Origin of the sequence: Serinibacter arcticus, from assembly GCF_004786095.1 — a bacterium.
GTDB lineage: Bacteria > Actinomycetota > Actinomycetes > Actinomycetales > Beutenbergiaceae > Litorihabitans > Litorihabitans arcticus.
The window spans coordinates 214,809-235,560 of the sequence record NZ_RHPJ01000001.1; the positions used below are offsets into that span (position 1 = coordinate 214,809).

Below are 20,752 nucleotides of genomic sequence, written 5' to 3' on the forward strand. Positions count from 1 at the left end.
CCTCGTGCTCCTGTGCGCTCGCGGGCGCTCGTCAGTCACCTACTGTCGCACGCGGGGCCCGGAGGGGGAATCGTGTCAGTCGAGCTGGCCGGTCATCCGACCGTCGGGGTCGAGCCGCGTGAGGATCGCCTCGCTGATCTCGGCGACCTGCTCGATCTGCTCCGCGGTCAGGGCGTCGACGACGACGGCGCGCGCCGTCGCCACGTGCCCGGGGGCCGCGGCCACGACGGCGTCCCACCCCGCGTCGGTCAGCACGACGTTCGTGGCACGGCCGTCCTCGGGGCACGCGCGACGCTCGACGAGACCGCGGTCGGCGAGTCGCGTGATCACGTGCGAGAGCCGCGGCAGCGTCGCGTTTGTGCGGTCCGCGAGCGCCGACATCTGCAGCGTGCGCCCGGGGTTCTCCGACAGCATCGCCAGGGTCTGGTACTCGAAGTGCGTGAACGACGCCTCGCGCCGGAGCTGGCCGTCCAGGGCGCCCGGCAGCAGCTCGACGACGGCGAGCAGTCGCAGCCAGGCGCTCCGCTCGGCGGGGGTGAGCCAGTGCGGGTCGGCGGTGCTCATGGGCGCTCCTCGTTAGTTGACTCGACAACTATACCCGGCGTATCTTGGTTGTCGTGACAACTACCGCAGACCTCCTCGCCCCCTCGACCCACATGGACACCCTGACGCTGCGCGTCGGCGACCTGTCGCTGATGGAGTCCTACTACTCGAGCGCCCTCGCGCTGACGCCGGTGGCGCAGTCGGGTGGCGAGGTCGTGCTCGGGCGGGCCGGTCGCGGCGTCGTCCGCCTCGTCCACACGCCGGGCCTGCCGACGCCGTCGCGCTCGCAGGCCGGCCTGTTCCACACCGCGATGCTGCTGCCCGACGAGGCGACGCTCGCCGCCACGGTGCTCGCCGCGTCGCAGGACCCCCGCTCGCGGTTCGTCGGGAGCTCCGACCACCACGTGAGCGAGGCGTTCTACTTCACCGACCCCGAGGGCAACGGCATCGAGCTCTACCGCGACCGCCCGCGCTCGGGCTGGCTCGGCCCCGACGGTGCCATCGCGATGTCCACCGAGCACCTCGACCCGAACGCCTACCTGAACGCGCACCTGCGGGAGGACGTCGTCGCCACGGTGGCGGAGCACGAGGCCACGGTCGGCCACATCCACCTCCAGGTCGGCGACCTGGCGACGGCGGAGCGCTTCTACGTGGATGCGCTCGGGTTCGAGATCACCGCGCGCTACCCCGGTGCGCTGTTCGTCAGCGCCGGCGGCTACCACCACCACATGGGCATGAACGTGTGGAACTCGGCGGGCGCCCCCGCCCGGGCGGCCACCCTGGGGCTCGGCGAGGTCGCCGTCACGGTGCCGTCGCGCGCCGACGTCGACTCCGCCGCCGAGCGCCTGCGCCACCACGGGCACGAGGTCGCCGACGACGGCCGCACGGTGCGCGTGGACGATCCGTGGGGCTCCGTCGTGGCGCTCACGCCCGCCTCCTGAACACCTCTCCCGGAGCGGGTCTGCCTAGGCTCGGGCCATGACCCTCGAGATCGACGACACCGCCACCGTCCGCGTCCCGGCCGGCTCCGAGAAGGCCGCTCACGACGCCGCTGCGCCGCTCCTGCTGATCCTGCACGGCTACGGCGCGCACGAGGGCGACCTCGTCCCGCTGCTGGAGCACCTCGGCCACGACGGCGACGCCGCCGCGCTGCGCGCCCCGCTGCCGATGGACCACGGCGGCTGGGCCTGGTTCCCGATCACCACGATCGGGGCCCCCGAGGTCGACGCGGCGCAGGACGCCGCCGACGCGGTGCTCGCGTGGCTCGACGAGCACGCCGCCGACCGCCCGGTGGTGGCCCTCGGCTTCAGCCAGGGCGGCGCCGTCGCGCTGCAGGCCGCGCGCACCGCGCCGGAGCGGTTCGCCGCGCTCGTCGTGCTGTCCGGCTTCGTGGTGCCGACGCCGCACCCGGGTGACGCCGCGCTCGCAGCCGCCGCTCCGCCGTCGTTCTTCGGTCACGGCGACGCCGACGCCGTGATCCCGCCGCAGGTCACCGCGCTGACCTCGGCCTGGCTCACGGAGCACACCACGCTGACCGAGCGCCGCTACGCGGGGCTGCCGCACGGCGTCGGCGGCGAGGAGGTCGCGGACGTGAGGGCGTTCCTCGCCGGACGCTGAGGACGCGCGCGTGGAAGGATGATCGGCGGCCCGTGACCCGGGCCCTGCCCGAGCGCAGAACCGTCCCACCGCGAAGGAGCCACCGTGCCCGGAGAGAACCTCACCCGCGCCGAGGCGCAGCAGCGCGCCGCCGTCGTCACCACCCGCAGCTACGAGATCGCCCTCGACCTCACGCGCGGGGACAAGGTCTTCGGCTCCCGCACCGTCGTGCACTTCGACGGCGAGCCCGGCTCGAGCACGTTCATCGACCTCGTCGCGCCGTCCGTGCAGCGCGTCACGCTGAACGGCCGCGACCTCGACGTCGCGCAGGTGTTCGCCGACTCCCGCATCCAGCTGGACGACCTCGCCGCCACCAACGAGCTCGTGGTCGAGGCGTCCTGCGCCTACATGCACACCGGTGAGGGTCTGCACCGCTTCGTCGACCCGGTCGACGGCGAGGTCTACCTCTACTCGCAGTTCGAGGTCGCGGACACGCGCCGCGTGTTCGCGGTCTTCGAGCAGCCCGACCTCAAGGCGACGTTCGCCTTCACCGTCACGGCGCCGTCGCACTGGCGCGTCATCTCCAACTCCCCCACGCCGGAGCCGGTCGCGACCGACACGGGCGACGGGGCGCCGTCGTCCACCTGGACCTTCGAGCCCACGGTCGTGCTCCCCTGCTACGTCACGGCGATCATCGCCGGCCCGTACGCGGGCGGCGACGGTGAGCTCGTCAGCAGCGACGGCCGCACGATCCCGCTCGGCGTCTACTGCCGCGCGAGCCTCGCCGAGCACCTCGACGTGGAGGAGATCCTCGACGTCACGCGCCGCGGCTTCGCGTTCTACGAGGCCCAGTTCGACTACCCCTACCCCTACCCCAAGTACGACCAGATCTTCGTGCCGGACTTCAACGCCGGGGCGATGGAGAACGCGGGCGCGGTCACGTTCCTGGAGAGCTACGTCTTCCGCTCCAAGGTGACCGACGCGATGGTCGAGCGCCGCGCCGTCACGATCCTGCACGAGCTCGCGCACATGTGGTTCGGCGACCTGGTCACCATGAAGTGGTGGAACGACCTGTGGCTGAACGAGTCGTTCGCCGAGTACGCCTCCACGCTCGCCACGGCCGAGGCCACGCGCTGGACCAACGCCTGGACGACGTTCGCCTCGCTCGAGAAGTCCTGGGCCTACAAGCAGGACCAGCTTCCCTCGACGCACCCGATCGTGGCGCAGATCAACGACCTCGAGGACGTCGAGGTCAACTTCGACGGCATCACCTACGCCAAGGGCGCCTCCGTGCTGCGCCAGCTGGTGGCGTGGGTCGGCGCCGAGGAGTTCATGGCCGGTGTCGCCGCCTACTTCAAGGCGCACGCGCACTCGAACACCGAGCTGCCCGACCTGCTGCGCGAGCTCGAGCGCACCTCGGGCCGCGACCTGTCCGGCTGGAGCGGCGTGTGGCTCGAGAAGGCGGGCGTCACGCTGCTGCGGCCCGTTCTCGAGACCACCACGGGTGACGACGGCGTGCGCCGGATCGCCTCGCTCGCCGTCGCCCAGGAGGCGCCGCCGGAGTGGCCGACGCTGCGGCCGCACCGGCTCGCGATCGGCGGCTACGACGTCACCGACGGCACGCTCGTCCGTCGCCTGCACCTCGAGCTCGACGTCGACGGCGCGCTCACGCCCGTGACGGCGTGGGACGGCGAGCCTGCCCCCGACCTGCTGCTGGTCAACGACGGGGACCTCGCCTACGCCAAGATCCGGCTCGACGACGACTCGCTCGCCACGGCGCTGTCGTCGCTGCGCGGCTTCACGGACTCCCTCGCGCGCACCCTCGTGTGGGGCGCCGCGTGGGACATGACGCGCGACGGCGAGTGGCCGGCACGCAGCTTCGTCGACCTCGTGCTGGGCAACATCGACGCCGAGACCGACTCGACGGTCGTGATGGTGCTGCTGCGCCAGCTCAACCAGGCGATCGGCGAGCTGGTCGACCCCGCCGTGCGCGGCGACGTCGGCGAGCGGGCGGCCGAGCGCCTGTGGGAGCTGACGACGGCGGCCGGGACCTCCTCCGACGCGCAGCTCCAGTTCGCCAAGGCGTACGCGCTGCGGGCCCGCACCCCCGACCAGCTCGCCCGCCTGCGCGGGCTGCTGGACGGGTCTACCGAGATCGACGGGCTCGCGATCGACGTCGACCTGCGCTGGGAGCTGCTGACGGCGCTGGTGGCCGGCGGCGCGGCCGGTGAGGCCGAGATCGCCGCCGAGCTGCAGCGCGACGCGACCGCGAGCGGTGAGCGCGCCGCCGCCGGGGCGCGGGCCGCGATCGCGACCCCCGAGGCCAAGGAGGCCGTCTGGGCCAAGGTCGTGGCGGCGGACGAGCTGCCCAACGCCCAGCAGGTGGCCACGCTGCTCGGGTTCGCCCGCACGCACGACCGCGCGCTCACGGTGCCGTTCGTGGAGCGCTACTTCGCGGCGCTCGAGACCGTGTGGGCCGAGCGCACCAACGAGATGGCGCAGAACGTGGTCACGTGGCTGTACCCGTCGTGGCTCGCGGACATCGACGCCTCGTTCGGGGTGGACGTCATCGCGCTGACGGACGCGTGGCTCGCGCAGCTGGGCGACCGGACGCCGGCGCTGCGCCGGCTCGTGGTCGAGGCGGCCGACGGCGTGCGCCGCGCCCTCGCGGTGCAGGCCGTGGACCGCGCGCAGGGCTGACGCCCCGCGTCGACCCTCTCGTGGGGAGGATCCGCGGGCGCCCAGCCCGCGCATCCTCCCCGCGAGCGCGCTCCGCGGGAGCGTGGACGCTCAGGCCGTGACGCGCAGCAGCGGATCGCCCGGGGCGACGACGGTGCCCGGCTCCACGAGCGTGAACACCTCGTCACCGCCCTGGATCACCACGAGCGGGCTCAGGACGCTGAGCCCGGCCGCCAGGGCCACCGTGGTGTCCCAGCGCAGCAGCGTCTGACCCGCGACGACGGCGTCGCCGTCGGCCACGAGGACCTCGAATCCCTCGCCCCCCAGACCGACCGTGTCGATGCCGAGGTGGACGAGCACGCCCACGCCCCCGGCGGCCTCCAGCGCGACGGCGTGCGGGTGCACCTTGACGAGCGTGCCCGCGCACGGGGCGACGACGTCGAGGCGGCCGGCGGCGCCGGCCGGAGCGTCCGCCGCGGACGGCCGGACGGCCACGCCGGGGCCGATCATCGCCGTCGCGAAGACCTCGTCCGGCACGTCCGCCAGCGCGGTCACGACGCCGGGCAGCGGCGCTCCGAGAGTCAGGTCAGCCACGCTCGTCGGCGTTCCGGCGCAGCGCGGCGTCGACGGCGCGGGTCAGCGAGTCGAACCGGCTCACCTGGGCCAGGTCCTCCACGAGCACCGCGTTGCCGGCCGAGTCCGCGAGCGGGATCTGCCAGTTGGGGTACTCGGTGTTGGTCCCCGGCTGGTTCTGCGCGCGACGCTCCCCGACGGCGTCGACGAGCGCGACGCCGAGCAGCACCGAGTCGGTGCCGACGAGGTACAGGTGCAGCGCCTCGACGATCTCGCGCTCGGTCGGGTGCTCGCCGATGAGGCCGCGCTCGCGCAGGACACCCAGGACGACCTCGCGCTCGCGGTCGGCGGCGGCGCGGACCTGCTCGACCGGTTCGGTCAGCAGGTGCAGCCGCGCGCGCAGGTCGACGTGCTCCCCGGCGAGGTAGCCCGCCGTCGGGGGCAGGTCGTGCGTGTTGACCGTGGCGAGCAGGAGGCGGCGGTAGTGCTCCGGCGGCGTGGGGCGGTCCTCCTCGTACTCGAACCACAGCACCGACGTGCCGAGCACACCCCGCGAGGAGAGGTAGTCGCGCACCCACGGCTCGACGTTGCCGAGGTCTTCGCCGATCACGACGGCGCCCGCGCGCTGGGCCTCCAGGGCCAGCACCCCGATCATCGCCTCATGGTCGTAGCGGACGTACGTGCCGGCGTCGGCGCCGTGACCGGCCGGGATCCACCACAGTCGGAAAAAGCCGATGATGTGGTCGATCCGGAGTGCACCCGCGTGCCGCAGCAGGCCGCGGATCATGTCGCGGAGCGGCGCGTAGCCCGATCGCGCGAGGGCGTCGGGGCGCCACGGCGGCTGCGACCAGTCCTGACCCTGCTGGTTGTACATGTCGGGCGGGGCCCCGACGGAGATGCCGGGGGCGAACATCCGACGCATCGACCAGGAGTCGGCGCCCTCGGGGTGCACGCCGACCGCGAGGTCGTGCATGATCCCGATCTTCATCCCGGCCGCGAGACCGGCGGCCTGGGCGGCGGCGAGCTGCTCGTCCGCGATCCACTGCAGCCACGAGTAGAAGGCGACGCGCTCGGTGAGCTCGCCCCGCAGCCGGGCGACGAGGTCGCTCGTGGCGTCGTCGGCCTCGTCGGGGCGGACGGTGCCCTCGTAGTGCTCCTCGAGCGCGCACCACAGCGCGAAGTCGGCGAGCGAGCGACCCTCGCTGCTGACGAACGCCTCGTAGGAGCGCTGCCGACCGGCGGACCGCGGCGCCTGGAACAGCACCTCGAGGGCGGCCTTCTTCGCGGCCCAGGCGGCGTTGCGGTCGAGGTGGTCGGCGTCGTCGTTGGAGTCCTTGACGCTGTCCCGGCTCCACTCGACCAGCGCCCGCTGGCTGCTGGGCAGGTAGGCGGCCTCGCGGACGTCCTCGGGGCGGATGTAGAGCGGCGAGACGAAGCGGCGCGTCGCCGGCAGGTACGGCGAGGGCTCGATGCGCCCGACCACCTCGGCGGCGTGGATCGGGTTGATCAGCAGGAAGTCGGCGCCGCGGTGACCCGCGAGGTCGGCCAGGTCGCCGAGGTCGGCGAAGTCGCCCATCCCCCACGACGCGCGCGAGCGCACCGAGTACAGCTGTGCCATCAGGCCCCAGGCGCGGTCGCCGTAGCCCGGGCGGAGGTCGACGACGTCGAGCCGGTCGGGCGTCACGGCCAGGACGGTCGTGGCCTCGCGGTGGGCGCCGTCGGAACCGTCGCGCGGCCGCTGGCGGGCGCGCAGCTCGTGCCAGCCGAGCGGCAGCTCGGCCGGCACGGTCACGCGCAGCCGCCAGACCGTCACGCCGTCCACGACGTGGCTCTCGGGCGAGGACCCGTCGAGCTCGAGCTCGCGGGTGCCGCCGTCCTCCAGGTGGAGGGTGACGCTCGCGTCGTGCCCGTCGGCCACGTGCACGTGGACGTGGGTGTCGCGGCTGCGACGGGTGACCACGGACGCCGGGACGAGCTCGCGCCACGGCGCGGTGCGGGCCTGCTCCAGCGCCGCGTCGACCTGCTCGGGCGTGAACGTGGCAACACCCATCGCACCCAGCACCGCGCGCAGCGTCGCCGCCGGCGGGGTGACGAGATCGCCGAAGAAGGAGTGGTAGCTGGTGGCGATCCCGAAGGACTCGGCAAGGGCGACCAGCGCCTCGGACGGCGGGTCCTGGCGCTGCGTGTCGTCGCTGGTCATGGGTGTCCTTTCCTGGGCCTCCCCGATCCTGCCAGACCGGTGCCCCGCAGGCACCCAGCACGCACCCAGCGGCTCGACCTAGGGTTGGGGCGTGACTTTTGAGAACGCGCAGGAAGCCGCCATCCGCTCAGCCATCATCATCGCCATCGGCGCGCTGCTGGTCGTGCTCGCGCGGTGGGTGCTCGGTCGGGTGGTCGGCCGGCTCACCCGCGCCCCTCGCGCGAAGGTGGAGAAGACGGGCAGGTTCACCGTCACCCTCGGCTCCGTGCCTGTCGACCACGCGCGCATCCGGCGCCTCAAGACCCTGCACCAGCTGCTCGCCTCGACCCTGACCGTCGTCGTCAGCATCATCGTCTTCTCCGTCGTCCTGTCGGAGTTCGGTGTCGACATCGCGCCACTCATCGCCTCGGCCGGCGTCGTCGGTGTCGCCCTGGCGTTCGGCGCCCAGTCGGTCGTCTCCGACCTGCTGGCCGGGCTGTTCATGCTCGTGGAGAACCAGTGCAACGTCGGGGACCGCGTCGAGCTCGGGGCCCTGGGCAGCACGCTCGCAGCGGGCACCGTCGAGGAGGTCGGGCTGCGGGTCACCACGATCCGCGACGACGACGGCCGGCTCTGGTACGTCCGCAACGGCCAGATCCTGCGGGTGGCGAACGAGTCGCAGGGCTGGTCGCTCGCCGTCGTGGACATCGCGCTCCACCCCGACACCGACCTCAACGAGGCGCGCGACCTCGTGGAGGACCTCGTCCGGACCGCGCTGACCGAGCCCGCGCTCGCCGGCCTGGTGCTGACCGACCGGGAGCCGACCGTCCGCGTCAGCGACATCTCGGCGACGTCGGCGGTGCTCCAGGTCCGCGCCAACGCCCAGCCGGGCGAGAATCAGCGCGTCGCGTCGGTGCTGCGGCGACGGCTCTACGGCGAGTTCACCTCGCGCGGGATCAAGCTCGCCTGATCGCAGCCTTCCGAGGCGTTGCCGCTCGCGCCCTCGGGCAGAACGACGGCGCCGTCCCCGAGGGGGCGGCGCCGTCGTCGTTCCTGCTGCTGGCGGGCGTGCTCAGCGCACGGCGTCGAGCTTGGCGGCCAGGTCGTCGGCCTCCGGGCCCACCACGACCTGGACCACGTGGCCCGAGCGCACGACGCCGAAGGCGCCGTGGGACTTCAGCGCCGCGTCGTCGACGAGCGCCGGGTCGGCCACCTCCACGCGCAGCCGGGTGATGCAGGGCTCCACCTCGAGGACGTTCGCGGCACCGCCGAGATCCGCCAGGAAATCCAGCTCCTTGGACATGTGTGTGCCTCCGGGTTGTCGGGTCGAGAAAGGCCACGGCTTCGCGACCTCGCGCCCACCGTGACCCGGACCACTGTACCGAGGACCCGGCGTCCCGTGCACAGCCGTCCACCGGCCACCCGCCCTCGTGCACGCCGCCTACCCTTGACGGGTGAGCACTGCACCCGGTCCGGCCTTCCCCAAGCCCGCCTCCACGTTCTACGACGAGGTCGGGGGCCACGAGACGTTCGCGCTCCTGACGCAGCGGTTCTACGACGGCGTGCGCGCCGACGACCTGCTCGCGCCGATGTACCCGCCCGAGGACCTCGACGGTGCGCAGGAGCGCCTGGAGCAGTTCCTCGTGCAGTACTGGGGCGGACCGTCGACCTACTCCGACCTCCGCGGCCACCCGCGGCTGCGGATGCGCCACGCGCCGTTCGCCGTCACGCCCGCCGCGCGCGACCGGTGGCTCGCGCACATGCGCGCCGCGCTCCTGTCGCTCGACCTGCCACCCCTGCACGAGGCCACGCTCTGGGACTACCTCGAGCGCGCGGCGCACGCGATGGTCAACGCGTCGGACGACGTCGACGTCCGGGCCGCGGCGCAGGCCGCCGTCCAGGGGGATCGGCCGACCCCGCTCGACCCGCCCCACGGACGGAGCCTGCTGTGACCGACGCGCGAGAGAGCGTGGAGGACGACCGCGTCCCGGAGGGTCACGAGGTGTTCGCCTCGATCGTCGACCTGTTCGACCTGCACCGCACGGCGCCGCTGACGTTCGCCGGCGACTCGCTGCCGCACGCGAACAGGCGCATCTACGGCGGTCAGGTGTTCGGCCAGGCGATCGTCGCGGCCGGGCGCACCGTGCCGGGCGACCGGTTCGTCCACTCGGTGCACGGCTACTTCCTGCGCCCGGGCAACCTCGACCACCCGCTCACGTTCGCCGTCGAGGAGCTGCACGACGGCGGCTCGTTCTCCGCGCGTCGCACCCACGCGCTCCAGGACGGCGTGCCGATCCTGTCGCTCATCGCCTCCTTCCAGGAGGACCAGGAGGGGTTCGAGCACGCGCTGCCCGTCCCGCTGGACGTGCCCGGACCCGAGGGGCTGCCCAGCTCGGACCTGCTGTTCCGGTCCTCGCCCGAGATCACGCGGCGCTACCTCGCCCCGCGCACGGCGTTCGACGTGCGGCACGTCGAACCGCAGCTCTACCTCTCCCCCGATCCCGAGCCCGGCACGCGCCAGGCCATGTGGATCAGGGCGCACAGCGAGCTGCCCGCCTCCGCCGTCGCCGATCGCAACCTGCGCGCCGCGCTGCTGGTCTACGCGTGCGACCAGGCGATGCTCGAGCCGGTGCTGCGCCGTCACGAGCTGGCGTGGTCGACGCCGGGCCTGCTCGTGGCGAGCCTGGACCACGCGACGTGGTGGCACCGCGACGTCGACGTGACGCAGTGGCTGCTGTTCGTGCAGGACTCCCCCGCCGCGCAGGGTGGTCGCGGGCTGGGCACGGCACGCGTCTACGACCGCGAGGGACACCTCGTGGCGAGCATCGCGCAGGAGGGCATGGTCCGGCGTCGTCAGCGGCCTCCCGCCTGACGCTCGAACCTGACCCGCCCACATCACCGGGGCGGGCCGACGGCGCTACGGTGTCGCCGTGCTCGAACTCCTCACCGGCCTCGGTCTCGCCTCCGCGTCGGGGCTGAACGCCTACGTCCCGCTGCTGGCGCTCGGCCTGCTCGGGCGGTTCACCGACCTCGTCACGCTGCCCGCCGGATGGACGTGGCTGGAGAACCCCTGGCTGCTCGGGGTGCTCGGGGTGCTGTGCCTGGTCGACGTCGTCGCGGACAAGATCCCGGCCGTCGACTCCGTCAACGACGTGGTCCAGACGCTGGTGCGGCCGGCGTCCGGCGGGATCGTGTTCGCGTCCGGCGTGGGGAGCGAGACGGTCGCGGTGACCGATCCCGGCTCGCTGTTCGCGGACGGCAGGTGGATCCCGATCGTGATCGGCGTCGTCGTCGCGCTCGTCGTGCACCTGACCAAGGCGGGGGTCCGCCCGGTCGCGAACGCCGCGACGGTGGGGGTGAGCGCGCCCGTCCTGTCGACCGCCGAGGACGTCACCAGCATCGGTCTCGTGCTCGCCGCGATCCTCGTGCCGGTGCTCGTCCTCGTGCTGCTGGCCGGTGCGGTGGTGGCGGCGGTGCTGCTCGTGCGGCGGCGCCGGCGTCGTCGGGTGTGAGACGAGACGGCCGCATACCCGGCCGTCGGGCGCAGACTGGGGGCATGACGGACAAGCGTGTGGCAGCGGTGACCGGAGTCACCGGGTACGTCGGGGGACGCCTGGTCCCCGAGCTCCTGCGAGCCGGCTTCGCGGTGCGCGGCATCGCCCGCAACCCCGGCCGGTTGCGCGACCGACCGTGGCGCGGCGACATCGAGGTGGCCGAGGCCGACCTGACCGACGCGACGGCGACGCGCGCGGCGCTCGAGGGCGTCGACGTCGTCTACTACCTCGTGCACTCCCTGTCCGCCGACGACACCTTCGCGGCCCGCGACCGCCGCGTCGCGCTGACGTTCGCGCAGGCCGCGCGCGAGGCGGGCGTGAAGCGCATCGTCTACCTCGGCGGGATGCACCCCGACGCCGAGCCGGGCGAGCTGTCGCTGCACCTGGAGTCGCGGCGCGAGATCGGCGACATCCTGCTCGCCTCGGGCGTCCCGACGGCGGCGCTCCAGGCCGCGGTCATCCTCGGCTCCGGCTCGGCGTCGTTCGAGATGATGCGCTACATCACCGAGCGGCTGCCGGCGATGGTGGCCCCGAAGTGGGTCGACACGCGGATCCAGCCGATCGCGGTGCGCGACGTCCTGCACTACCTCGTCGGCGCGGCCGACATCCCGTCCGACGTGTCGCGGACGTTCGACATCGGTGGACCCGAGGTGCTGACCTACCGCCAGATGATGCACCGCTACGCCAAGGTCGCCGGGCTGCCGCGGCGCACGATCGTGCCGGTGCCGGTGCTGACGCCGCGGCTCTCGAGCCATTGGGTCGGCCTCGTCACGCCGGTGCCGACGTCGATCGCCAAGCCGCTCGTCGGGTCGCTGATCCACGAGGTGGTCGCGCACGAGAGCGACATCAAGACGTACGTGCCCGACCCGCCCGAGGGTCTGGTCGGCTTCGACCGCGCCGTGACGCTCGCGCTGGCGAAGATCGAGGGCGACGCCGTCGAGACCCGCTGGTCGGACGCGTGGCGCGTCGACCCCGGTCAGGGTCAGGCGAGCGATCCCGACTGGGCGGGCGGTTCGGAGCTGGAGGACGTCCGCACCCTCGACGTCGACGCCACGCCGGCCGAGGTCTTCGACGTCCTGCAGGCCATCGGCGGGGAGTCCGGCTGGTACTCGTGGCCGCTGGCGTGGCGCGTCCGGGGCATCATGGACCGGCTCGTCGGGGGCCCGGGCCTGCGCCGCGGCAGACGGTCGCCGAAGAAGCTGGCGCTCGACGACGTCGTGGACGTGTGGCGCGTGGAGGACGTGGTGCCAGGGACGATGCTGCGGCTGCGCGCCGAGATGCGCCTGCCGGGGTACGCGTGGCTGGAGTTCCGGCTCGAGCCGCACGGCGACGGCACCCGGATCACGCAGCACGCCGAGTTCCGGCCCCGCGGGCTGGCCGGTCAGCTGTACTGGTACTCGCTCGTCCCGTTCCACCCGCTGGTGTTCAGCCAGATGATCGCGGGGATCGGTGAGGCGGCCGAGGCCGCGAAGCGGGCGGCGGCCGAGAGCGGTCGCGCGGTGGAGGACGTCGCCGGGAGCGTCTGACCGGTTGGTCGGCCCCCGCCGGCCGCGCTTCGATGTGCACGGACGGCCGTGACGCCGGTTCGCTGTGCACCGGTGGTCGCCACGGCAGGCTCGCTGTGCACCGGTGGTCGCCACGGCAGGCTCGCTGTGCACCGGTGGTCGCCACGGCGGCGTCGGGGCGGCCATCCGTGCACAGCGACGACCCCTGACCCACCCCGGCCCCGGCCCCGGCCCCGGCCCCGGCCCCGAGAGCAGCTCCCGGTAGCCGGTGATGGCAGGCCCACCGGGTGCCTGGCATCCCGGTTGTGCGCGCGTTCCGTCGCTTCCGGGCACGCGAAGCGACCGGACGTGCGCACCAACGGTGGGGACGGGTGCGGGCGGATGCCCACCCGGCCCGGCGGGACGGGGCTGCGGGGCTGGCGGGGAGGGGCCCGGCGGGTCCGCCCGCCCGCGACGTCAGAGGCTGAAGGTGCGGGCGAAACCGGTGCCGAGGTCGGTGAGCGTGAGGCGGATGACGCCGTCGGCGTCCAGGGTGTACGTCTCCTCCACGTCGTGCTCGGCGTCGAAGGGTGCGACCGGGATCGACTCCAGACCGCCGTCGGCAGCACCGGATCCGTCTCCCGTCGCCCCCTGCAGGGCCGGGTCGTAGGGGAAGACGAGCTGCGCGAAGGGGACGAGCGCACCCTGGGGGGCGCCGTCGTCGTCCACCGCGGTGTACTCCACGTACCGGAAGTGACCCACGTTGTGCGCGGGCCGGTAGCGCCGCGTGATCGTGACGTCGCCCTCGCGCGGCACGCGGGCCGAGCGGGACAGGATCTCGTCGAACGCGAGCCCGCTCCCGGCGTCCCGCTCGCGGAACACACCGAAGCCGCGCGAGAGCCGGTCCTGCAGCGTGAAGCCGCCGTCGGGGTCGGCGGCGATCGCCAGTCCGATCGCCGTCGCCGCGGCCGGGTAGGGCGAGCGGTGGACGCGTCGCCCGAACCGCTCGCGCAGGAGCCGCGGGACGAGCGGCAGCCCGGAGCCGCCGCCGACCAGGTAGATGCCGGCGACCGAGGCCAGCGGGGCACCGTCCTCGCCAGCGAGGCGCGCCACGAGCGGTTCCATCGCGGTCACGGACGCCTCGACGATCGGCGTCGCCGCCGCGTAGAAGTCCTCGGCCGCGACGATCACGGGCAGGTCGCCGACGTCGAGCACGATGCGCCGCGTCTGGGGCGTCAGTCGCTCCTTGGCGTCGCGCGCGTCGTCGACCAGGCGGCGCCACTGCGCGCGCGTCAGCTCCGTCGACCCACCCGCCTCGCCCGCCAGCCGGACCGCGGTCTCGGCCAGCACGACGTCGATGTCGTCCCCGCCCAGCCGGTTGACGCCCACCGAGTCCAGCACCTCGTGCCGCAGCCCGTCCGCCTGCACGAGCGACGCGTCGAACGTGCCGCCCCCGAGGTCGTAGACGAGCACGTCGGTGCGGCGCGAGGACAGCGTGCGCGGCTGCCGGTGCGTGTACTCGAACCCGGCGGCCGACGGCTCGTTGACGAGCTGCAGCACGTCGAACCCGGCCCGTCGGAACGCCTCGATCGTCAGGTAGCGCTGCGCGGTGTGGGCGTGCGCGGGGACCGAGACGACGGCCTCGAGACGGCCTGGGCCGGCTGCGGCGCCGAGGCCGGCAGCATCGCCGTCGTCCTCCCCCACCGACGCCAGCACGGCCGTCCGCAGCGCCCCGAGGTAGTCGGACAGCAGGTCCAGCACGGTGACGCTGCGCTCCCCGACGTCGATCCGCGTCAGGTGCGTGGTCCCGGCCTCGCCGAGCACGCGCTTGAACGACCGGACGTGCGGGGCGCCGTCGCGCGCGGCCTCGAGAGCCTCGAACCCGTGCACGAGCTCGCCACCGGAGAGGGCGACGACGCTGGGCAGGTACTCGTGACCGTCCCCGTCGGCGTCGCGGAACGTCACGACGGGGTAGTTGCCGCGATCGGCACGGGCGACGACCGTGCGCGTGGTGCCGAAGTCGATCCCGAGACGCATGGTCCCGACCCTAGCGGCGATGGCGGAACGCGACCGGGGTGTCCAGGTGCGGCTCGAGGGCCGCGCGGTGCTCGGGCAGCAGGCGGGTCGGGGCGCCGGTCGCCGTCGTCACCATCACCAGCGTGGTCGTGGCGACGGCGTAGGCCGGGCTGGTCAGCGGCGGACCGATCCGCGCCAGGTCGGGTTCGACGTCGTGGATCGAGTAGCAGACCTCGATGCTCGACCCGCCCATCCGACCGATCCACAGCTGCACCAGCAACCCCGAGCGCGAGTGCGGCATCGGCCGCGCGTACTCCATCTCCTGGCGCGCCACGAGCGTCTGGACGGCGGCGCCGGGACCCATCGCGAGGATCGCCGTCGGCCACGGGTCGGGGCGCGCGTCGTTGGCCCAGAACGCCTCGATCCGCGCCTCCTCGAGCAGCGTGAAGGCGTCGGCGTTGTTGACGTGGCCGTAGGCGTCCAGGTCGCCCCAGCGCACCGCGACCGGGATCCGGAGCCGGGCGGTCACGCGCGGGCCCGACGTGCGGCGGCGCGGATCGACTCCAGCGCCGCGAGCTCGGCGCCGACGTACGTGACCAGGTGCTCCTGCGCGACGCCGTCGATGCTGCGTCGCAGCCGGGCCCGAGCGCGTCTCGCCCGCCGCGCGGCCCCGACGTTCGCGGCCCAGCGTGCGAACGCGGCCGTCAGGATCCCGAGCACCGCTCCCCCGATCGCGAGCACGGTCGGCCACGGCAGCTCGAGGCTGCCCTGGGTGACCACGGGCGTCAGGAGCGGCGGGACCTGCAGGTACGCCATGACGGCGAGCACCGCGAGCCAGACCAGGCCCGCGGCGAGCGCTCCCGTGAGCAGCCACTGCCACACGCCGACGGCGCGCCACCAGCGCGCCGGGGCGACGGCACCGACGGAGGTCTGCGTGACGGCGAGGTCGAGGTCGTCCGGCAGCCGCTGCGCGCGGCCGACGACCTCGGTGTGGACCCGCTCGCCCCAGGTCGCCGGGAGCCGGCTGGTCGCGGAGTCGACGTAGGCGCGGGCGGCGCTGGCGACGGCGGAGCGCAGCGCGGGCGAGGGCTCCGGGAGCGAGGAGCGGACGAGGTCGGTGGAGGCGCCGGCGACGCCGGACGCACCCGCCGTGGCGGACGAACCACCTGACGAGCCGACCCCGGGCAGCCGCAGCCCGAGGCTGCGCAGCGGATCCCGGCGGAAGCGCTGCACCCAGCGCGTCGGCGGCCAGCCGGTGTGCGCGACGGCGTCGCGCACCGCCGATCCGCGGACCGCCTCGACGACGAGCGGCACCCCGGCCGCCTGCTCGAGCGCAGCCGTCAGCGTGGCGTGCGCCCGCTCGGTCGCGCGCGCCGCGTCGGGCCGCTCGGGCAGGCGCGCCAGGACGAGGTCCGCGGCGCCCGTCAGCTCGGACGAGAGGCGGGCGGCCATCGCGGTGCGGCGCTGGACAGCCCCCGAGATGACCTCGCGCAGCTCCTCGAGGCCGGCGCCCGTGGTGGCCGACGTCGCGACCACCTCCGCGTCCAGCCCGTCCTGCTTCACCAGCCGCGCCAGGTCGGCCAGGCAGGCCGCCGCGTCCTGCGGCGAGAGCCGGTCGATCTGGTTCAGCACGACGACGACCAGGCCCCGCGGCTTGCCCGCCAGCGGCGCCAGGTAGGAGGAGTGCAGCACGCCGTCGGCATACTTCTGCGGGTTGGTGACCCAGATCAGCAGGTCGGCGCGCTGCGTGACGTGGTCGGCGCGGACCCGGTGCTCGGCGACGACGGAGTCGTGGTCGGGCAGGTCCAGGAGCATGAGCCCGTCGCGGTGGCGATCGCTGACGGGGAGGTCGTGACGCTGCGGCACGCCGAGCCAGTCCAGCAGCGCCGTCGACCCGGTCCGCAGGTGCTCGGACTCGGCGACCACGCCCAGGGCGAGCGACGTCGTCGGACGCTGCCGGCTGGTGCGGGCGACCTCCGCCCCCACGAGCGCGTTGAACAGGGAGGACTTGCCTGCGCCGGTCGCACCCGCGAGGGCCACGACCGTGTGCTCGGCCGACAGCGCGGCCCGCTCGCCGACGCGCTCCAGCACGGACGTGACGGGGCCCAGCACGTCGGGCGGGAGCCGGTCGTGACCGGCGGTGACGAGCTCGCGCAGCGACGCGGTCCGGGACGCGAGGTCCGTACCGGTGCGGTGGCCGCCGCGGGCCCTCACGCGTCGTCCCCGCGGCCGAAGATGCGACGCCAGAAGCCGGGACGGCCGCCGTCCTCGCCCGTGCCCGATCCTGCGCCCGCTCCTGCGTCGGCGCCGCCGGCGGACGCACCGCCCGACCCACCGGCACCGCCCGCGGCCTCCGCCGCATCGCGCTGGCGCTGGTAGGGCGAGAGGTGGATCAGCGAACCGGTGCCCGACACCTGGCCACGCAGGTCCGCGCCGCGCAACCGCGGCGCGAGGGTCTGACCGATCGCCGGGGCGTGCACGGTCCCGACACCGAGACCGCCCTCGCGCTCGACCCGCTCGGCCCGGGCCGCGGCGACGACCGCGTCCACGGCCGAGCGCAGGGCCGGACCGTCGTCGGTGGAGATGCCGAGCGCGGCCACGCGGGTCAGGGCGATGGAGGAGTCGGCGTCGAGCACCGACCCCAGACGCTGGTCGAGGCGGCGCGAGGCCTGGACGGTCAACCGGCGCACGGCGTCGTCCCCGAACGCGGCCTCGAGCACCTTCTGCGCGAGGAGCGCGGTCCCGCCGGCGATGCCGACCTCGGCACCGGTGAGACCGCCGGTCCCGGCGAACACGACCACCATGACGGCGACGCCGAGCCCGTTGACGCCGAACGACAGCGCGCGGGCCAGGCCGCGCCGGTCCTCGCCCTGCTCGCGGACGATCGCCAGCACGTCCTCCTGCCAGCCGCGGATCTGCTGCGCGACGACGGCGCGCAGGTCGGCGGTGCTCGCGCCGGTGACGCCCGTGGAGAAGGCGCCGTCACCCTCGAGCAGGCCTGCGCCCGCGGGATCGGCCCGCCACAGTGCGCGCGTGCGCTCGCGAGCGGTCTCGACGGCGTCGAGCGTGACGGCCTCGAGCCCGTGGGCGATCGCGACCTCGACCGTGTCGGGACTGACGCGACCGCCGCGGAAGAACGCGCCGACGGCGTCGCGCACCCGGCCCACGCCGCGCTCGATCGTGCGCATCACGTCGCTCGCCCCGACGAAGTCCTGCCAGCGCGCGAGGACCTCGCCGCGGAGCATCGCGCCGTCCGAGGTCGCCTCGCTGACCTGCGCGCGCGCCTGCCCGTAGCTGCTGTCCACGGCGTCGGTCAGACGCTGCGCGGCGTCGACCTGGGCGTCGACGGCGTCGGCGAGGGCGCGGACGCTGGCCGCGACGTCGTCGACCACGCCGTCGCGCGTGGCGAGCGCGACCTCGTCGCGCGCGCCGGAGTCGGCACCGAGGTCGGAGAGCCAACCGGCGACGTCGGCCACCGCGGTCTCCGGCAGCATCCCCGTCGCGTCGAGCGGTGCCTCGGGCACGACGAACAGCGGCACGTCCACCAGCCCGTGCGCGGTCATGAGCCGGGAGAGGTCGACCACCACCTCGTCGCTGCCGTGGTCGACGCGGTCGAGCACGAGCGCGATCTGGGCCCGGCGCGCGGCGGCCTGGCGCAGCAGGTCCCAGGGGACGGCGTCGGCGTAGCGGGCCGCCGTCGTGACGAACAGCCACAGGTCCGCGGCGGCGAGCAGCTGCGCGGCCAGGTCGCGGTTGGCGGTCTCGAGCGAGTCGATGTCCGGCGCGTCCAGGAGCGCCATGCCCGGCGGCATGCCCGGGTACGGCGCCAGACGCAGCGCGCGCACCGTGGTCGCGTCCTCGCGCTGGGGGGCGGCGGCGCCGTCGTCGCGCGTGGTGGCCAGGCGCGGCAGCGTGGGGAAGACGCGCTCGGAGGTGAACCACGGCGCATCGGCCGGGTGGTGCACGAGGACGGGCGAGCGCGTGGTGGGGCGCAGCACGCCGGGGCGGGTCAGCGGGGCGCCCAGCAGCGAGTTGACGAGCGTGGACTTGCCGGCGCCGGTCGAGCCGCCGACGACCACGAGGAGGGGTGCGCCGTCGGACCGCAGGCGCGGCAGGAGGTAGTCGTCGAGCTGGTCGGTGAGGTCACGACGGCGGCGCCGCGCCTCCTCGACCCCGGCTCCCGCCAGCGGCAGCGTGGTGGCCACGAGGCGCCCGCGGACGACGTCGAGACTGCTCATCAGCGTCGCCCTGGCGGAGGCCGCGCCGCTCCCGGTCTCCGCAGGGGTGCTCATGGGGCCATCCTGCCTGCTCGGGCGGTCCCGACCGCGTCAGCCACGCCCGCGACGAACGTGGAACTCACACAGCACGAAGGCCACCACCCCGCCGGGGTGGTGGCCTTCGCTCGCGGATCGACGCAGGGTCAGTCGCGCGTGAGCCTGCGGTAGGTGACGCGGTGCGGGCGCGCGGCGTCGGGGCCGAGACGCTCGACCTTGTTCTCCTCGTAGGACGCGTAGTTGCCCTCGAACCAGTGCCAGTTCGAGGGGTTATCCTCGGTGCCCTCGTAGGCGAGGATGTGCGTCGCCACGCGGTCGAGGAACCACCGGTCGTGCGAGACGACGACGGCGCAGCCGGGGAAGTCGAGCAGCGCGTTCTCGAGCGAGCCGAGGGTCTCCACGTCCAGGTCGTTGGTGGGCTCGTCGAGCAGCAGCAGGTTGCCGCCCTGCTTGAGCGTGAGCGCCAGGTTCAGACGGTTGCGCTCACCGCCCGAGAGGACGCCGGCCGGCTTCTGCTGGTCGGGGCCCTTGAAGCCGAACTGCGACACGTAGGCGCGCGAAGGGATCTCGACGTTGCCGACCTGGATGAAGTCGAGCCCGTCGGAGACGACCTCCCACAGCGTCTTCTTGGGGTCGAGGCCACCGCGGCTCTGGTCGACGTAGGAGATCTTGACCGTCTCGCCGATCTTGAGGTCCCCGGAGTCCAGGGACTCGAGTCCGACGATGGTCTTGAACAGCGTGGTCTTACCGACACCGTTCGGGCCGATGACGCCGACGATGCCGTTGCGCGGCAGCGTGAAGGACAGGCCGTCGATGAGCACGCGCTCGTCGAAGCCCTTCTTCAGGTTCTTGGCGTCGATGACGACCGAACCCAGCCGCGGGCCGGGCGGGATCGCGATCTCGTCGAAGTCGAGCTTGCGGGTGCGGTCGGCCTCGGCGGCCATCTCCTCGTAGCGCGCCAGGCGCGCCTTGGACTTGACCTGGCGACCCTTGGCGTTGGAGCGGACCCACTCGAGCTCGCTGGACAGACGCTTGGCGAGCTTGGCGTCCTTCTTGCCCTGGATCTCCAGGCGCGCGGACTTCTTCTCCAGGTAGGTGGAGTAGTTGCCCTCGTAGGGGTACAGGCGGCCGCGGTCGACCTCGGCGATCCACTGCGCGACGTTGTCGAGGAAGTACCGGTCGTGCGTCACGGCCAGGACGGCGCCGGGGTAGCGCGCGAGGTGCTGCTCGAGCCACTGCACGCTCTCGGCGTCCAGGTGGTTCGTGGGCTCGTCCAGCAGCAGCAGGTCGGGCGCCTCGAGCAGCAGCTTGCACAGCGCGACGCGGCGGCGCTCACCACCGGACAGGACGGAGACGTCCGCGTCCGGCGGCGGGCAGCGCAGCGCGTCCATGGCCTGCTCGAGGCGGGCGTCGACGTCCCAGCCGTCGGCGGCGTCGATCTCCTCCTGCAGCTTGCCCATCTCGTCCGTGAGCGCCTCGTAGTCGGCGTCCGGGTTGGCGAACTCCTCCGCGATGGCCTCGAAGCGGGCCTTCTTCGCGAGCAGCTCGCCGACCGCCTCCTGGACGTTGCCGAGGACGGTCTTCTCCTCGTTCAGGGGCGGCTCCTGCAGCAGGATGCCGACCGAGTAGCCCGGGCTGAGCCGGGCCTCGCCGTTGGACGCCGTCTCCAGCCCGGCCATGATCTTGAGGATCGTCGACTTTCCCGCGCCGTTCGGGCCGACGACGCCGATCTTGGCGCCGGGCAGGAACGACATCGTGACGTCATCGAGGATGACCTTGTCGCCGTGCGCCTTGCGTGCGCGCACCATCGAGTAGATGTACTCCGCCACAGTTCTCCCTCAGAGCTTCAACGGG

Annotated in this window: 17 protein-coding genes; 8 read left to right on the plus strand and 9 right to left on the minus strand. The window is 73.8% G+C overall.

Translation table 11 applies throughout. The features are described 5' to 3' along the window. Positions 1 to 75 precede the first annotated feature (75 nt). Entirely contained in the window at positions 76 to 564 is a 489-nt protein-coding gene (locus SERN_RS01020; RefSeq protein WP_135848284.1) for a MarR family winged helix-turn-helix transcriptional regulator, read from the minus strand. Positions 565 to 617: 53 nt separating this feature from the next. Here SERN_RS01020 and SERN_RS01025 point away from each other — a divergent pair, with 53 nt between their 5' ends. From SERN_RS01025 to pepN, 3 genes are all read left to right on the plus strand, one after another. After that, complete coding sequence (locus tag SERN_RS01025) at positions 618 to 1,484, plus strand: VOC family protein (RefSeq protein WP_332888451.1); 867 nt, start codon at positions 618 to 620, stop codon at positions 1,482 to 1,484. Between the two features lie 37 nt (positions 1,485 to 1,521). Then, entirely contained in the window at positions 1,522 to 2,160 is a 639-nt protein-coding gene (locus SERN_RS01030; protein ID WP_135848285.1) for an alpha/beta hydrolase, read from the plus strand. 84 nt (positions 2,161 to 2,244) lie between these two features. Continuing rightward, the gene (gene pepN / locus SERN_RS01035) at positions 2,245 to 4,839 is read left to right on the plus strand and encodes an aminopeptidase N (protein ID WP_135848286.1); all 2,595 of its coding nucleotides are present in this window, start codon (positions 2,245 to 2,247) and stop codon (positions 4,837 to 4,839) included. A gap of 90 nt (positions 4,840 to 4,929) precedes the next feature. On the opposite strand, the gene SERN_RS01040 is transcribed toward pepN, so the two are convergent. Further along, the gene (locus SERN_RS01040; RefSeq protein ID WP_135848287.1) at positions 4,930 to 5,412 is read right to left on the minus strand and encodes a PTS sugar transporter subunit IIA; all 483 of its coding nucleotides are present in this window, start codon (positions 5,410 to 5,412) and stop codon (positions 4,930 to 4,932) included. Continuing rightward, entirely contained in the window at positions 5,405 to 7,591 is a 2,187-nt protein-coding gene (gene malQ, locus SERN_RS01045) for a 4-alpha-glucanotransferase (protein ID WP_135848288.1), read from the minus strand. Before malQ ends, SERN_RS01040 begins: the two co-directional genes overlap by 8 nt. Positions 7,592 to 7,682: 91 nt before the next feature. Between malQ and SERN_RS01050 the strand changes: the two genes are divergently transcribed. Beyond that, complete coding sequence (locus tag SERN_RS01050) at positions 7,683 to 8,540, plus strand: mechanosensitive ion channel family protein (protein ID WP_135848289.1); 858 nt, start codon at positions 7,683 to 7,685, stop codon at positions 8,538 to 8,540. Between the two features lie 102 nt (positions 8,541 to 8,642). Here the strand turns inward: SERN_RS01050 and SERN_RS01055 are convergent, their stop codons facing one another. Next, entirely contained in the window at positions 8,643 to 8,873 is a 231-nt protein-coding gene (locus SERN_RS01055; protein WP_135848290.1) for a glucose PTS transporter subunit EIIB, read from the minus strand. A gap of 151 nt (positions 8,874 to 9,024) precedes the next feature. Between SERN_RS01055 and SERN_RS01060 the strand changes: the two genes are divergently transcribed. From SERN_RS01060 to SERN_RS01075, 4 genes are read left to right on the plus strand one after another with little or no spacing between them, the layout of a single operon-like run. Continuing rightward, positions 9,025 to 9,522, plus strand: coding sequence for a globin (locus SERN_RS01060; protein ID WP_135848291.1), 498 nt, complete (start codon positions 9,025 to 9,027; stop codon positions 9,520 to 9,522). Beyond that, on the plus strand, positions 9,519 to 10,442 hold the full coding sequence (locus SERN_RS01065) for an acyl-CoA thioesterase (RefSeq protein WP_233251381.1): 924 nt from the start codon (positions 9,519 to 9,521) through the stop codon (positions 10,440 to 10,442). Before SERN_RS01060 ends, SERN_RS01065 begins: the two co-directional genes overlap by 4 nt. Before the next feature lie 58 nt (positions 10,443 to 10,500). Beyond that, on the plus strand, positions 10,501 to 11,082 hold the full coding sequence (locus SERN_RS01070; protein ID WP_135848292.1) for a DUF4126 domain-containing protein: 582 nt from the start codon (positions 10,501 to 10,503) through the stop codon (positions 11,080 to 11,082). Positions 11,083 to 11,126: 44 nt separating this feature from the next. After that, complete coding sequence (locus SERN_RS01075; RefSeq protein WP_135848293.1) at positions 11,127 to 12,650, plus strand: SDR family oxidoreductase; 1,524 nt, start codon at positions 11,127 to 11,129, stop codon at positions 12,648 to 12,650. Between the two features lie 435 nt (positions 12,651 to 13,085). Here the strand turns inward: SERN_RS01075 and SERN_RS01080 are convergent, their stop codons facing one another. The 5 genes from SERN_RS01080 to ettA all read right to left on the minus strand — a co-directional run bounded on the left by SERN_RS01080 (position 13,086) and on the right by ettA (position 20,727). Beyond that, a complete protein-coding gene (locus SERN_RS01080) occupies positions 13,086 to 14,645 on the minus strand; it encodes an Hsp70 family protein (RefSeq protein WP_135848294.1) in 1,560 nt (519 codons plus the stop codon). A 10-nt stretch (positions 14,646 to 14,655) separates the two neighbouring features. After that, positions 14,656 to 15,153, minus strand: coding sequence for an acyl-CoA thioesterase (locus tag SERN_RS01085; RefSeq protein WP_233251382.1), 498 nt, complete (start codon positions 15,151 to 15,153; stop codon positions 14,656 to 14,658). After that, complete coding sequence (locus tag SERN_RS01090) at positions 15,150 to 16,838, minus strand: GTPase (RefSeq protein WP_135848295.1); 1,689 nt, start codon at positions 16,836 to 16,838, stop codon at positions 15,150 to 15,152. Before SERN_RS01090 ends, SERN_RS01085 begins: the two co-directional genes overlap by 4 nt. Next, on the minus strand, positions 16,835 to 18,916 hold the full coding sequence (locus SERN_RS01095) for a dynamin family protein (protein WP_135848296.1): 2,082 nt from the start codon (positions 18,914 to 18,916) through the stop codon (positions 16,835 to 16,837). Before SERN_RS01095 ends, SERN_RS01090 begins: the two co-directional genes overlap by 4 nt. 128 nt (positions 18,917 to 19,044) lie before the next feature. Next, the gene (gene ettA / locus SERN_RS01100; protein WP_135848297.1) at positions 19,045 to 20,727 is read right to left on the minus strand and encodes an energy-dependent translational throttle protein EttA; all 1,683 of its coding nucleotides are present in this window, start codon (positions 20,725 to 20,727) and stop codon (positions 19,045 to 19,047) included. Between the last annotated feature and the right edge of the window lie 25 nt (positions 20,728 to 20,752).

What these genes read in the sequence shown, in the direction of transcription:
- SERN_RS01055 (WP_135848290.1), bottom strand. Translation starts at nt 8,873, where the DNA reads ATGTCCAAGGAGCTGGATTTCCTGGCGGATCTCGGCGGTGCCGCGAAC.
- SERN_RS01095 (WP_135848296.1), bottom strand. Translation starts at nt 18,916, where the DNA reads ATGAGCACCCCTGCGGAGACCGGGAGCGGCGCGGCCTCCGCCAGGGCG.
- malQ (WP_135848288.1), bottom strand. Translation starts at nt 7,591, where the DNA reads ATGACCAGCGACGACACGCAGCGCCAGGACCCGCCGTCCGAGGCGCTG.
- SERN_RS01080 (WP_135848294.1), bottom strand. Translation starts at nt 14,645, where the DNA reads ATGCGTCTCGGGATCGACTTCGGCACCACGCGCACGGTCGTCGCCCGT.
- SERN_RS01075 (WP_135848293.1), top strand. Translation starts at nt 11,127, where the DNA reads ATGACGGACAAGCGTGTGGCAGCGGTGACCGGAGTCACCGGGTACGTC.
- SERN_RS01030 (WP_135848285.1), top strand. Translation starts at nt 1,522, where the DNA reads ATGACCCTCGAGATCGACGACACCGCCACCGTCCGCGTCCCGGCCGGC.
- SERN_RS01020 (WP_135848284.1), bottom strand. Translation starts at nt 564, where the DNA reads ATGAGCACCGCCGACCCGCACTGGCTCACCCCCGCCGAGCGGAGCGCC.